The sequence below is a fragment of the Paenibacillus dakarensis genome, from assembly GCF_001373415.1.
Classification (GTDB): Bacteria; Bacillota; Bacilli; order Paenibacillales; family Paenibacillaceae; genus Paenibacillus_AQ; species Paenibacillus_AQ dakarensis.
Genome location: NZ_CDSE01000011.1, coordinates 20315 through 34305 on the forward strand (window position 1 = coordinate 20315; position 13991 = coordinate 34305).

The window sequence follows — 13991 nt, forward strand, 5'->3', positions numbered from 1 at the left end:
AGATTATAGTATGGTTGTTTAATAGTATTTACATAAAAATGGAATATTGTTGGCGATGCAGATGGTCTTTATATGAGTAATTTTCGACAAAATTGGTATTACCCGCCTGACTTGAGCGTCAAAAGTCGACTAACAACGGCTGTAACTCTGGAGTGTTGTAACGCACTACAGATGCATTTTGGTGAAAAGGCGCACATTTTGGTTGAAAAGGCGCTCTATTATTAATATATTGTATGTAGCAATACTATATTAAATCAGTACAAAACCTAGGGAGGGTCAGCCCAAATGAAAAAAGGGGTCATATCATTAATTAGTCTGGCATTATCTGTTACGATGCTGGCAGGTTGCGGAAGTAAACCTGAAGCAGAGAACGGCGGTGCCGGCGGGGATGCAGCCAAAGCCAATTTCAAGGTCGGAATGGTTACCGATGCAGGTACCATCGATGACAAATCTTTTAACCAGGGAACATATGAAGGTATTAAGAAAGCCAACAAGGATTTCAACATGGATTACAAATACCTGAAGCCGGCTGGAACAACAGAAGCTGATTATACAAAAGAAATCGGTAACCTGTATGATGCAGGATATAAATTTATTGTAACCCCTGGCTTCAAGTTTGAAACGGCGATCTTTAAATCGCAAGACAAGTATAAAGACGCTAAATTTGTTATCATCGACGGAACACCAAATGCCGGTAACGGCGCTGAACCTGTAGTGAAGGAAAACTCCGTTGCGATCTTCTTCGCAGAGCAAGAGGCTGGCTTCCTGGCTGGCGTTGCAGCGGCTGATCACATTAAAGAGGGAGAAGCAGGCTTCATCGGCGGCTTGGAAATTCCTCCGGTACAGAAGTTTAACTGGGGCTTCCAGCAAGGCCTGAAATATGCTAACGACAACCTGGGTACGAAAGTGACCATGAAGAAGGATAACGTTGTATACCAAGGCTCCTTTGATAACGCTGCAGCAGGCGGCCAGCTTGCGGCTCAAATGTATGACCGTGGAGTTAAGGTTATTTTCGCGGCTGCCGGCGGTGTAGGTACTGGTGCGATTAATGAAACCAAGACACGCGTGAAGAACGGTGCCGATGTTTGGATGGTCGGTGTTGACGTTGACCAGTACCAAGAAGGTGTATACGATGGAGAAAAATCAGTTATTCTGACCTCTGCCGTTAAGAAAATTGACCAGGCAGCATACGATATGATCAAAGCGGAAACTGAAGGTAAATTCCCGGGCGGACAAACGCTCACATTTGATGCCAGCAATGATGGTATCGGCCTCCCTGAGAAGAACCCGAACCTGAGCGAAGAAACGCTCAAGAAGGTTGACGAAGTATTCCAGAAGATCAAGTCCGGTGAAGTTAAAGTATCCGGTGAGCAAGGTGACCTGATTAAGTAATTGCATTCAGTCAGAGCTGAATGAAACATTTTTCTTGAGAAGCTGTGCCGTTTCGAGACGGAAGACTTCTTGCGATATAGGGAGGCTTGACCGCTTCCCCGTATCATACAAAAAGACGGAGATCATCCGTCTTTTTGTATGATGGTATTGTTTTTACTGATGATAACTGTCGGATTGAATACAACTGTGAATGATGATTAAGAAGTCCTGCTCGCGGGACATAAGAAGGAGAGAACCCAAAACCATGGACTATGTTGTCGAGATGGTGGGCATCCGTAAGGAATTTCCGGGTATCGTGGCGAACGATGATATCACGCTTAGGCTCCAAAAGGGTGAAATTCACGCGCTTTTAGGCGAAAACGGGGCGGGGAAATCAACCCTGATGAGTATCTTGTTCGGCATGTATCAGCCTGATCGGGGGACGATTAAGGTTAATGGCCGGGAAGTTCGGATAACCAACCCGAATGTGGCGAATAAACTTGGAATCGGGATGGTGCACCAGCATTTTAAGCTGGTCGAGCCATTTACTGTAACTGAAAATATCATCCTGGGCAGTGAAACACGTAAGTGGGGATTGTTACTGGATGTTGAAACGGCAGCTAAACGTGTAGCACAGCTGTCCAAGCAGTACGGACTGAATGTGGATCCATATGCGAAAATTGAGGATATTTCGGTCGGTATGCAGCAGAGGGTGGAAATCCTCAAGATGCTGTATCGTGATGCAGAGGTCCTCATTTTTGACGAGCCGACCGCTGTATTAACACCGCAGGAGATCGAGGAGCTTCAGAAAATCATGAAGAACCTGATCAAAGAGGGCAAATCTATTATTCTGATTACGCATAAATTGAAAGAGATTAAAGCGGTGGCGAACCGCTGCACCGTTATCCGCCGAGGCAAAACGATCGGCACCGTGGATGTGGCAGAAACGAGCCGAGAGGAAATGGCGGAAATGATGGTGGGACGCAGCGTTTCCTTTAAAGTGGACAAGAAGGAGAGCAGCCCCGGCAGAGCGGTGCTTGAGGTTAAGTCGCTCACCGTGAAGAACAGCAAAAAGGTCGATGCGCTCAAAGCCTTTTCGCTTGAACTGCATGCTGGCGAAATTGTGGGGATTGCCGGTGTGGACGGAAACGGACAGGCGGAATTGATTGAAGCCATTACGGGTCTTCGGGAGGCGGAAAGCGGAACCGTAAGCCTGAATGGAAAGGAAATCACCGGCCTCTCCATCCGTCAGCGGAACGAGAGCGGTATCGGGCATATTCCGGAAGATCGCCAGAAGAGAGGGCTTGTGCTGGATTACACGCTGGAAGAGAATATGATTCTCGAAGTATACAACAAGCCTCCTTATTCTAAAAAAGGCCTGCTACAGCCGTCTGCTATCCGTAAGCATGCGGATCATATCATCAAAAGCTTTGATGTCCGCTCGGGAACAGGCGGAAGCTCAATCGTTCGTTCCATGTCAGGCGGAAATCAGCAGAAGGCCATCATTGGCCGTGAGGTAGAACGGGATCCGGATCTGCTCATCGCGGTTCAGCCGACCCGGGGACTTGATGTAGGCTCGATTGAATATATTCACAAGCGTCTGATTGAACAGCGGGACAAAGGGAAAGCGGTGCTGCTGGTTTCTTTGGAGCTGGATGAGGTGCTCAATTTATCCGATCGTATCGCCGTTATTAATAACGGTGAGCTGGTAGGTATCGTAAAAGCCTCCGAAACGAACGAAAAAGAACTCGGATTGATGATGGCCGGGTATCAGAAGGAGGAGGGCGCCGTATGAATAACAGCATAAAATCGTTGGTTGCTGTTCTGCTCGGACTCATCGCGGGAGCGATCCTTATGGTGCTGACAGGCCATGATCCGGTAGAAGGGTATAAATATCTTATTCAGGGCGGACTGAAGAATCCGGAGCGGATCGGGAATACGCTGGCGACAGCAACTCCGCTCATTCTGACGGGATTGTCAGTCGCATTTGCATTCCGTACGGGGCTGTTTAATATCGGGGTAGCGGGACAGATGCTGTTTGGCGGCTTCTGTGCGACGGCTGTCGGTCTTACCATGGAGCTGCCACGTGCACTGCTCCTCTTGGTTATGATACTGGCCGGATTTATTGGCGGCGCCTTGTGGGCTGTCATCCCAGGCTTCTTGAAGGCCCGGTACAATGTGCATGAGGTTGTCTCGACGATCATGATGAACTGGACGGCTTACTGGACAGTCTATTATGTCGTTCCGGCTTATTTCAAAGGGGCGAGCCTGGAGACAGAGTCCAAGCAGCTGCCACCGGAAGCTATGCTTCATCAGCAATGGCTCAGTGATTTGTTCCAGGGCTCCTACCTGAACATGGGCTTCTTCATCGCAGTCATTGCCGTAATTGTCGTTGCCTTCCTGATTAACAAAACGACACTGGGTTACGAGCTGAAGGCAGTAGGGTTCAACCGTTATGCTGCAGAATATGCGGGTATCGCAGTAAAAAGCAGCATCGTTCTTTCCATGTTCATATCCGGCGGTATCGCCGGTCTGGCGGGTGTAGCGCAGTATGCAGGTAACGCCTCCAGTATCCAAATCGGTATCCTGCCGACCCAAGGCTTCGACGGCATCGCCGTGGCGCTGCTCGGTGCGAACGCGCCGCTTGGTGTATTGGTATCGGCTCTGTTCTTCGGCCTGCTGTACTCCGGCCGGGGATTCATGAACGCGATGACGGAAATACCGCCGGAAATCGCAGATACCATCATTGCCATCATTATTTATTTTGCGGCAACAAGCATTTTGATTGAACGTCTCATACGTAAAATGAAGCTGCGCAGAGCTGCGAATAAAAAGCAGGAGGATTGAGAACATGTGGACAACGCTTGAACAGATTTTTCCGTATGCCATCGTTTTCACCATTCCGCTTTTGATTACCGCCTTAGGCGCTCTGTTCAGTGAACGAAGCGGAGTCGTGAACATCGGTCTGGACGGGCTGATGATTGTCGGTTCCTTTATAGGGGCTTTTGTAGTTTCCAAGATGCAGGTACAGTTCGGAGACGCCCCATGGGTGCTGTGGGTCGGACTTCTTGCAGCTGCTGCTGCAAGTGCACTATTCTCATTACTGCATGCCTTTGCAAGCATTAATCTAAGCGCCAATCAGATCATAAGCGGTACGGCGATCAATATGATCGCGGGTGCCTTGACCATTTTCCTGGCGCGTAATATAACAGGCAGCGGTAACATCGGGATCACAAGCGGGTTTGACCCGTATAATGTACCAGTGCTGTCATCCATTCCGATTATCGGTGATTTATTCTTTACCAAAACATATGATTCCACATGGATTGTCCTGGCCATCCTGTTGATCAGCATATTTGTTCTATACAAAACATCCTTCGGCCTGCGCCTTCGGGCATGCGGAGAGCATCCGCACGCTGCGGAAGCAGCCGGTATCCGGGTGCAATCCATGCGGTATGTCGGTGTTTTGATATCGGGTGCCTTCTCCGGACTCGGAGGAGCTGCCATCCTGTTGACTTATGCTGGTGAATTTACCGGTAATGTTGCCGGTCTCGGCTTCCTGGCGCTGGCATCCCTGATCTTCGGACAGTGGAAACCGCTTGGCATACTGGGTGCTACCTTCTTCTTCGGATTTGCCAGTACGGTGGCGAACGTGTCGCAGGTAATACCTTCGCTCGCGGTTGTCCCGCCGGTCATTCTGAAGGTATTCCCTTATGTGGTCACATTGATCGCACTAGTTATCTTCTCTAAATCCTCTAACGCGCCGAAAGCCGCAGGGGAGCCGTTCGATTCAGGTAAACGTTAATAGCTGAATAGAATCCAGTTTCATGATGAACCCCCTTCAGGTCATACCTGAAGGGGGTTTTTTAATGCTTCTTAACATCGTCTGAATAGTCACATTTTGGTGAAAAGTGAGACCTTTTCATCATGTTATTTAAAATTTGTGATATTTAACACAAGCTTTTCATCTTTTTACCAGTACAATGTGGATATAGATACGAAGATGCTGTGTTATAAGCGACTATAAATGACAAAGGATGATACATCATGAGACTATTAGAGGAATCTTCAATTGGTGCTATGAAACTGAAGAATAGAATCATTATGGCGCCGATGGGTGCTGAGCTTGGGGATTTTGACGTAAGAACCAATGCGTACTATGCTGCCAGAGCGAAGGGCGGCGTTGCAATGCTGATGTGTACGGTAGTGGCTACGGAGGAAATTGAGGGACCTTCTCCGGCTTCCAAACTGGATGAGAACAGCTTTGAAGGACTTCAATCCCTGGTTAAGCAGTGCCATGACTATGACTCTAAGATATGTCTGCAGATTATGCCCGGTGCGGGTCTGGGAGGAATGGCTCCCGGACGCACACAGCCGGTTGCACCGTCACCTATGCAGGTTATGCCAGGCATGGATTTTATGTTTGCCGAGATGACCAAAGAGGAGATCGGGATCATCCACCGCGCCGTCTTGCGCACAGCTGTCTTAGCACAAAAAGCCGGCGTGGACTGCATCGAAATTCATGCATATGGCGGATATTTAACGGATAAATTCATGAGCAAGCGCTGGAACCACAGAACGGATGAATACGGCGGCAGCTTTGAGAATCGGATGCGCTTTTTAACCGAAATCATTGAGGGCGTACAGTCTGAATTAGGCAAGGATTATCCACTGATGGTTAAATTCACACCGTCACACTATTTGCCGGTCGAAGACGGCTACAGAGGTATGGAAGAAGGACTGGAAATCGCGAAGCTGCTGGAGTCGAAGGGCGTGCATGCACTGCATATCGATGCGGGCTGTCATGATAACTGGTATATGGCGATGCCGCCGATCTATCAGCAGGAGGTTGCACCGCAGATGATTTCGGCACAGGCTGTTAAGCAGGTCGTATCTATTCCCGTGCTTTCGCAAGGCAGACTGGAGAACATCAGCAAGGCCGAAGCTGCGCTGGAGAATGAGTGGGTGGATCTGGTTTGTATGGGCAGAGGGCTGCTCGCTGATCCGGAGATCCCGAATAAAATCGCCCAGTTCCGCACCGATGATATCCGCAACTGCATCTCCTGTAATGAAGGCTGTATTGCCCGTGTGGCTAACATGCCGGACAGCAAGCATATTGAATGCGCCGTAAACCCGCTGACAGGACATGAAGGGATTAGAGAATTAAAGCGGACGGACAACCCTAAACGTATTCTGGTCATTGGAGCAGGTCCTGGCGGATGTTCCGCTGCGATCACAGCTGCAGAAGCAGGTCACACCGTGGAGGTCTGGGAGAAGAGCGCACAGCTGGGCGGTAACTTCCGTGCTGCTTGTATGCCTACCTTCAAGAGAGACGGCGAACAGATTTTGAATTACTATCGCTCACAGCTAAACAAGCTGGGTGTTGTTGTGAAATATTGCAAGGAAGCGACGGCTGAATCCATTCTTGCTTATGGTGCGGATAAAGTCATCTGGGCAGCTGGCGGAACGCCGGTACGTCCGGCTTCGATTGAAGGGATTATGGGAAGCAATGTATGCCTCGCTACCGATGCGCTGCGCGAGCTGTGCCTCGTCGGAGACAACATCGTTGTCATTGGCGGCGGCCTGGTTGGCTGTGAAACCGCAATTAACTATGCGAGAAAAGGCAAGAAAGTGACCATTGTCGAAATGTCAGACAAGCTGCTGCCGGAGCCGCTGTTTATCCAGAATATGATGATGCTGTCGGGTATGCTGAAGCACCCGAACATCACTTCCATGCCGGCTACCAAGCTGTCGAAAATCAGCCAAGGCTCCGTAACTGTAGAGTCGGCCGATGGAGTACAAGAGCTTCCTTGTGACACCGTCATCCTGGCGATGGGCTTCAGACCTAACAACCAGGTATACAACGAGCTGGAGGGCAAGGTGGACATCGTCAACGTTGGCGATAGTGTCAGAGCCCGCAAGGTGTATGATGCGGTGCATGAGGCTTATGATGCTGTGTTGAGTATGTAGTATAACCTATCTGTGAACTGTGACCTGCAAAGTGGCACTTTGAAAAAAGTGACCTTTTGCGGGTCATTTTTGTTTTAAATGGCGATTAAGCTTTGTTTTATGCAGTATAGAAACCTCGTGTTTCGTCAATTCAATACATCTTTCTACAAAATGTGATTGAAAGCGATTGCATAAATATCTTTTTCATGATATATATTGGAAATAAACCGCTTTCTTGACCATACATAATATCAGTAACCGGTTTCTGAAGATTGAATTAACGATATTCATATCTGTTAGAAATGGAGGTGAACGAGTTTTGAAGCCCAATATTCAGCATGTTGCGGAAAAGGCGCAGGTGTCCAAGGCGACCGTGTCCCGCGTGCTAAACAACAATCCTCAAGTGAAAGGCGAGATAAGAGAGCGCGTTCTTCGCGCCATTGAGGAGCTCGGTTATCGTCCCAGCGTTATCGCAAGAAACTTGGCGACGAACCGGACGAACAATATTGGATTGATCCTGCCGGATATTACGAACCCCTACTTTCCTGTACTGGCACGGGGGGTTGAGGATGCTGCCCGCAGGCTCGGATATACGCTTTATATCAGTAATACGGATAATGATCCAAGCATTGAGCAGGAGATTATCTACAAGATGGCGGAGCAGCAGGTTGGGGGTATTTTGCTTATTTCTTCGGCTCTCGATGAGCAGACGGTTAACGAACTGACCAGTCTGCGCACGCCGATTGTTCTGTGTGACCGCTTGATCGCGAACAAACCGTTCGACGCCGTGCTGATCGATGACTATAAAGCCGCTGCTGAAGCGGTCGGTTACTTGATCGGATTGGGACATAAACGGATTGCCCATCTGGCGGGTCCCCGAAATATTCAATCGGCGGAAAGCCGAAGAGCGGGCTATCTGGACACAATGCATGCAGCACAGCTGGACCCGTTCATCAGTGTTGGCTCATTCAGTTATGAATCAGGGGTTCATCAGATGGGCGCTGTAATTGACGAGTACGGACCTACCGCTATTTTTGCAGCTAACGATTTACTGGCTCTGGGTGCGATGCAGGAAATTAACCGCCGGGGCCTCCGGGTGCCAGAGGATATTTCTGTTATCGGCTGTGATGACATTGCTTACTGCAGCATGTCCCGGCCAACCCTCAGCACGATCTCGATACCTGCCTATCAGATTGGCGTGACGGCGGTTCAGCTGCTGGATGATCAGATTAAGGGGGTGAGCACCGGCTCGAAGAACGTGATTTTGGATCACAGGCTTTTACATAGAGAATCTTGTAGCGGGGTGGACCAGAGATGAATGCTGAGATTGTGGTAGTTGGTAGCCTGAATATGGACATGGTCGTTACCTCGAATCATCGTCCGGATCGGGGAGAAACAGTGTTAGGCAATGATTTTTTTATGAATACAGGTGGCAAGGGGGCCAATCAGGCGGTCGCAGCCAGCAAGCTCGGGGCTGAGGTTGCCATGATTGGAAAATTAGGCAGCGACATCTTCGCAGACCAGCTGCTTGATAATTTGAACCAAGCCGGTGTCGACTGCAGGGCGATAGAGAAAATGCCCGGTGAATCGACAGGAGTAGCGTTTATTAACGTTGACCCCGATGGGGACAACAGCATTATCGTCGCTCCGGGAGCCAATATCCGGCTGACTCCGGAAGATGTGCGAAAGCATGAGGCGATGATCAAGGATGCCAAGCTTCTAATGGTACAGCTTGAAATCCCGCTTGAAACAGTGAAGGAAGCAATTTGGATTGCTAAACAGCATCAGGTTCCAGTTTTGCTAGATCCGGCGCCGGCACAGGAATTGCCGGACTCCATACTGGATATGGTCGATTACATTCTGCCGAATGAGAAGGAAATTGCCCAGCTGACGGGCACGGAGGTTTCCGATCCCTTAACAGCGAAGCTGGCAGCCGTTGAATTGATCAATAAAGGCGTTACAACCGTTTTCGCCAAAATGGGAGAGAAAGGCGTTGTTGTCATAAGTGCGAACCGCACCTTTTTCGTGGAGCCTTATAAGGTCACCTCGGTGGATTCCACAGCGGCCGGAGATGCGTTTGCCGGAGCCGTTGCAGCTTCAATTGTAAGCGGGAAAGACATATGGGCGGCTGCGAAATTCGCATCTGCAGTCGGTGCAATCACAGCGACGCGCAAGGGAGCACAAGCTTCGATTCCGATGCTTGAGGAAGCCGAGCAATTTATTAAACAAGCAGCACAAAATCAGTAGACAAGGGAGCGATCCACCTATGAAATTCAAGAAATTCAGCATGCTTACTGCAGTTATATTGTCTGTTTCTTTGCTGGTAGCAGGATGCGGCAAGTCGGAGCCTGCCCCGGCCGGCTCATCTTCAGAGGGCCCTAAATCAGAGATTAACGCCCTTTACTATGTAAACAGCACGCTTGGAGACAAGAGCTTCTTCGATTCTGCGCAAGCCGGTATGGATAGAGCGGTGAAGGAGTTAGGCATTAATGCCAAGACCGTTGAAGGCGGTTCCAATACAGCAGACTGGGCGTCGGGTCTCGAGGCCGTTGTTGCAAGCAATAAATATAATGTTGTTGTCGTTGGCACAAGCCAAATGATCGATATAACGAAGGATTTGGCTGAGCGTTATCCGGATATCAAGTTTATCTTCTTCGATGATTTGATTGAAGGCGTTCCGAACGTTTACTCCATGCTGTACTCGCAGAGCGAAGGTTCATTCCTTGCCGGCGCATTTGCGGCGATGGCAACAACGAACACAGAGCTTAAGAACTCCAATCCGGAAAAAGTGGTTGGCTTCGTAGGCGGCATGAACATTCCGATCATTAACGACTTCAAAGCGGGATTTGAGCAAGGCGTGAGCTATGTAGACAAAGACGTTAAGGTCGTTACCTCTTATGTCGGGGATTTCGTGAACTCTCCTAAGGGCAAGGAATTGGCACTGGCGCAGATCAATTCACAAAAAGCCGACATCGTATTCGGCGTAGCATCGGCAGCTGGTCTCGGCACGCTTGAAGGAGCGAGCGAGGAGGGCGTTTATTCGATCGGCGTCGACTCGAACCAAAACGCGCTGTACCCTGGAAGTGTTCTCACCTCGATGATGAAGAACGTCGATCAATCCATTTTCCGTGCTTTTGAACTGCTGGTTAAAGACGAACTGCCTCTAGGAAAGGGAGAAGTCCTGGGAATTAAAGAAGGCGGCGTTGGCCTTGCCAAGGACGAACTGTATGAGAAGCACGTACCGCAATCCATTAAAGACAAGATGAAGGAAATCGAGGACAAGCTTGCTAACGGCGAGATCACCGTACAATCTTCGTTATAAGCCCACACGAGAGGGAGGTGAGGTCAACCTCATCTCTCCCTCGTTAACCGGGTTTCCGTATATAAGAAGGTTATTTTCTGGCTGGGGGGATAGAGATGCCGGTTTTACTAGAAATGAAAAATATTCATAAAGTGTATCCTAACGGAACCGCCGCTAACAGAGGCGTCGATCTGACCGTTCACGAAGGAGAAATTCACGCGCTTGTAGGAGAAAACGGGGCAGGAAAATCGACCTTAATGAAGATTCTGTTCGGGTTGGAGGCTCCAACCAGCGGAACGATTGAATATAAGGGACAGCCTGTTGTCTTCAACGGGCCGAAAGACGCCATTCAGAAGGGCATGGGCATGGTGCATCAACATTTCATGCTGTCTCCAACCCTGACGGTGTCGGAGAATATCGTGCTTGGTGATGAACCGAAAAAAGGACTCTTCTCGATGTTTCGCGATCGGGCCAAGGAATATCGTGAAGTGGAGCATTTGGTCGCCACTTATGGTCTGAAGGTGAATCTCCGTGCCAAGGTGGAGACGATCCCGGTCGGACAGAAGCAGCGGGTAGAGATTCTGAAGGTGCTGTACCGGGGTGCCAAGCTGATCATTCTGGACGAACCGACAGCGGTTCTAACACCGCAGGAAACGGATGAGCTGTTCGATTCCATTCAAGCGCTGGTCAGCGAAGGCCATACGATTATTTTCATTACACACAAGCTGCGTGAGGTTATGCGTATTTCCAACCGGATTACGATCCTGCGGGCCGGCAAGTCGATTGCTACGCTGCAGACGAAGGATACGAATCAGGAAGAGATTTCCCGTCTGATGGTGGGGCGTGAAGTGCTGTTCCGTGTGAGCAAGGCACCCGCTGAGCCGAAGGATGTCGTGCTGTCCGTCCGTGGGCTTGAAGCGCTGGATGATAAGGGTGCGCAGGCGCTTCAGGGAATATCTTTTGATATTCGCAGCGGCGAAGTGCTCGGCTTTGCAGGTGTGGAAGGCAACGGTCAAACCGAACTGGTCGAGGCTATTACGGGCCTTCGCAAAGCGGTCGGGGGAAGTATCCTTTATCAGGGAAAAGAACTGCTGAGTGCGAGTATTGCGGATATTCGACATATGAAAATTGGCCATGTTCCGGAAGACCGCCAAACCTCCGGAGCCAGTCTAACCTCGACGATTGCGGAAAATCTCCTTCTTGACCATTATCGGAATCCGGAGTTTAAACGGGGAATGTTTCTAAACAAGAACAAAATCAAGCAGTACGCCCAGAAGATGATGAAGGAGTACGACGTGCGTGCTCAAAGTGAGGAAACACTGGCAGGCGCACTGTCCGGCGGCAACCTTCAGAAGGTCGTCGTGGCTCGGGAACTGTCGAAGAACCCTAATCTGCTCATCGTGTCCCAGCCGACCCGCGGGGTTGATATCGGGGCGATTGAGTTCATCCACAGGGAGATTATTAAACGCCGGGACGGGGGAGCAGCGGTTCTGGTTGTCTCGGCCGAATTATCAGAGATCATGTCGCTGAGCGACCGGATTGCCGTTCTCTATAATGGCGAAATCGTGGCGCTTCTGGACAACACCGATGATCTGACAGAAGAAGAAATCGGCTATTACATGCTGGGGATTAAGAAACAGGCACAGGAGGCGGTACGATGAAATCATCCAGATCACTGGTACTGGAGATGAGCGGAATTCTTGTGGCGGTTGTCACTGCGCTGCTGTGCGGATTTCTCGTCATCCTGATGACCAGCAGCGAACCGCTCGTTGCCGTTAGTGCTATGTTCCTTGATCCGTTGTCGAGCTGGTTCAATGTCGGTACGATTCTGAACAAAGCCGTTCCTTTGATTTTAACAGGCCTCGCGCTTTCCGTAGTATTTCAGGCCAATGTATTCAGCATGGGTGCTGAAGGTCAGCTCTACATCGGAAGTTTCCTTGGAGCGGTTATCGCGATTTATTTACCGGGTGTGAGCCCATGGATTCATCTGCCGATTATCATTATCGGTGCACTCATTGGGGGTGCTCTGTATGGAGCGATTCCGGGTCTGCTGAAAGCCTACCTGAACGCCAATGAGATCGTCACCACGCTGATGCTCAATTTTGTGGCGATACTGCTTACCTCTTATTTTGTGAATAATCAGTTCAAGTCACAGGGCGGCGGCTTCGCCAAGATGGAGAATATCGACAAGGACCTTCTGCTTGCCAAGATTATTCCTGGTACGAGCGCCCATGCCGGTATACTGATCGCACTTGTGGCCGTTATCGTTGTCTATCTTCTACTATATAAAACATCCATCGGTTATGAGCTGCGTATGGTCGGAAAGAATCAGCACTTCGCCCGCTATGGCGGTATCGCCACCCGCAAGATCATTGTCTTCAGCGTAATGATTAGCGGCGCGCTCGCAGGCTTGGCCGGAATTGTGGAAATTCTCGGTGTTCAACAGACATTCAAAGACAACTTCTCGGTGGGCCTTGGTTTTGATGGAATCATCATTGCACTGCTCGCCCGCAACCATCCGGTGGGTGTGCTTGTTGCCGGTCTGTTCTATGCGTATATCCAGGTCGGCGCCCAAACGATGCAGTATGGAAGCGATATGCCCCGTGAAGTTGCCGTCATCATTCAAGTTATGCTGGTGCTGCTTGTGACGGCTCAGGCGATCTTCACCTTTATTAAACAAAGGTATGCCAAAAGCGGGCAAAAGGAGGTGAAGTAAGATGGTATGGGAAACGATTTGGAATCAGATTATGGATCTGTCGCTGATCGCTGTACTGTTTCGCGTCATGACACCGATCTTGCTGGCCTCTCTGGGCGGGCTCATCTCGGATATCGGAGGCGCGACCAACATCGGCCTGGAAGGACTCATGCTGTTGTCGGCTTTTACTTCCATTGCCGTCGGCTCCAGTACGGAAAGCTGGATACTCGGCGTGCTGGCAGGTGTCGCAGTCTCCGTGCTGATCAGCTACATCATGGGATTTTTCTCACTCAAGATGAAGGTGGATATTATCATCACCGGGTTTGCGGTCAACATCTTCGGAACAGGCTTTACCATCTTTCTGATGAACAAAATTTTCGGCGTGACGGGTAACTACTCACCAGGCACGACAGCTTCCCGGATCCCGACGGTGAACATTCCATTTCTTGAAAATGTGCCGGTACTCGGCAAGCTGCTGAGCGGGCACAGCCTCATGGTCTGGATCGCCTTCTTATCCGTCATTTTCTGCATGGTTCTGATTTATAAAACTCCATATGGCGTTCATCTCCGCTCTGTTGGCGAAGCGCCTGCCGCTGCGAAATCGCTGGGTATTCCGGTTCAACGGATTCAGTATTCCGCGCTGGCATGGAGCGGCGTATTCGCCGGACTGGCGGG

The 13991-nt window shown here is 49.9% G+C and carries 11 protein-coding genes; all 11 read left to right on the forward strand.

The window, feature by feature from the left end; all coding sequences use genetic code 11:
* Positions 1-285 precede the first annotated feature (285 nt).
* Positions 286-1392, forward strand: a complete 1107-nt coding sequence (locus BN1234_RS03360) for a BMP family lipoprotein (RefSeq protein WP_054955260.1) — start codon at positions 286-288, stop codon at positions 1390-1392.
* 244 nt (positions 1393-1636) lie between these two features.
* On the forward strand, positions 1637-3166 hold the full coding sequence (locus BN1234_RS03365) for an ABC transporter ATP-binding protein (RefSeq protein WP_054955261.1): 1530 nt from the start codon (positions 1637-1639) through the stop codon (positions 3164-3166).
* Positions 3163-4218 carry an ABC transporter permease gene (locus BN1234_RS03370; protein WP_054955262.1) on the forward strand — a complete coding sequence of 352 codons (1056 nt, stop codon included), beginning with the start codon at positions 3163-3165 and terminating at the stop codon, positions 4216-4218. Before BN1234_RS03365 ends, BN1234_RS03370 begins: the two co-directional genes overlap by 4 nt.
* Before the next feature lie 4 nt (positions 4219-4222).
* Positions 4223-5176, forward strand: a complete 954-nt coding sequence (locus tag BN1234_RS03375) for an ABC transporter permease (protein ID WP_054955263.1) — start codon at positions 4223-4225, stop codon at positions 5174-5176.
* A 242-nt stretch (positions 5177-5418) separates the two neighbouring features.
* Complete coding sequence (locus BN1234_RS03380; protein ID WP_054955264.1) at positions 5419-7341, forward strand: NAD(P)/FAD-dependent oxidoreductase; 1923 nt, start codon at positions 5419-5421, stop codon at positions 7339-7341.
* 298 nt (positions 7342-7639) lie between these two features.
* Entirely contained in the window at positions 7640-8638 is a 999-nt protein-coding gene (locus tag BN1234_RS03385; protein WP_054955265.1) for a LacI family DNA-binding transcriptional regulator, read from the forward strand.
* The gene (rbsK, locus tag BN1234_RS03390) at positions 8635-9567 is read left to right on the forward strand and encodes a ribokinase (RefSeq protein WP_054955266.1); all 933 of its coding nucleotides are present in this window, start codon (positions 8635-8637) and stop codon (positions 9565-9567) included. Before BN1234_RS03385 ends, rbsK begins: the two co-directional genes overlap by 4 nt.
* A gap of 19 nt (positions 9568-9586) precedes the next feature.
* The gene (locus BN1234_RS03395; RefSeq protein ID WP_054955267.1) at positions 9587-10642 is read left to right on the forward strand and encodes a BMP family lipoprotein; all 1056 of its coding nucleotides are present in this window, start codon (positions 9587-9589) and stop codon (positions 10640-10642) included.
* Positions 10643-10737: 95 nt separating this feature from the next.
* Positions 10738-12282, forward strand: a complete 1545-nt coding sequence (locus BN1234_RS03400; RefSeq protein WP_054955268.1) for an ABC transporter ATP-binding protein — start codon at positions 10738-10740, stop codon at positions 12280-12282.
* Entirely contained in the window at positions 12279-13337 is a 1059-nt protein-coding gene (locus BN1234_RS03405; RefSeq protein WP_054955269.1) for an ABC transporter permease, read from the forward strand. Before BN1234_RS03400 ends, BN1234_RS03405 begins: the two co-directional genes overlap by 4 nt.
* Before the next feature lies 1 nt (position 13338).
* On the forward strand, positions 13339-13991 hold a 653-nt coding region (locus BN1234_RS03410), incomplete at its 3' end, for an ABC transporter permease (RefSeq protein ID WP_054955270.1).

Coding starts and splice junctions, on each gene's coding strand:
- BN1234_RS03360 (WP_054955260.1), top strand. CDS start 286: ATGAAAAAAGGGGTCATATCATTAATTAGTCTGGCATTATCTGTTACG.
- BN1234_RS03365 (WP_054955261.1), top strand. CDS start 1,637: ATGGACTATGTTGTCGAGATGGTGGGCATCCGTAAGGAATTTCCGGGT.
- BN1234_RS03370 (WP_054955262.1), top strand. CDS start 3,163: ATGAATAACAGCATAAAATCGTTGGTTGCTGTTCTGCTCGGACTCATC.
- BN1234_RS03375 (WP_054955263.1), top strand. CDS start 4,223: ATGTGGACAACGCTTGAACAGATTTTTCCGTATGCCATCGTTTTCACC.
- BN1234_RS03380 (WP_054955264.1), top strand. CDS start 5,419: ATGAGACTATTAGAGGAATCTTCAATTGGTGCTATGAAACTGAAGAAT.
- rbsK (WP_054955266.1), top strand. CDS start 8,635: ATGAATGCTGAGATTGTGGTAGTTGGTAGCCTGAATATGGACATGGTC.
- BN1234_RS03395 (WP_054955267.1), top strand. CDS start 9,587: ATGAAATTCAAGAAATTCAGCATGCTTACTGCAGTTATATTGTCTGTT.
- BN1234_RS03400 (WP_054955268.1), top strand. CDS start 10,738: ATGCCGGTTTTACTAGAAATGAAAAATATTCATAAAGTGTATCCTAAC.
- BN1234_RS03405 (WP_054955269.1), top strand. CDS start 12,279: ATGAAATCATCCAGATCACTGGTACTGGAGATGAGCGGAATTCTTGTG.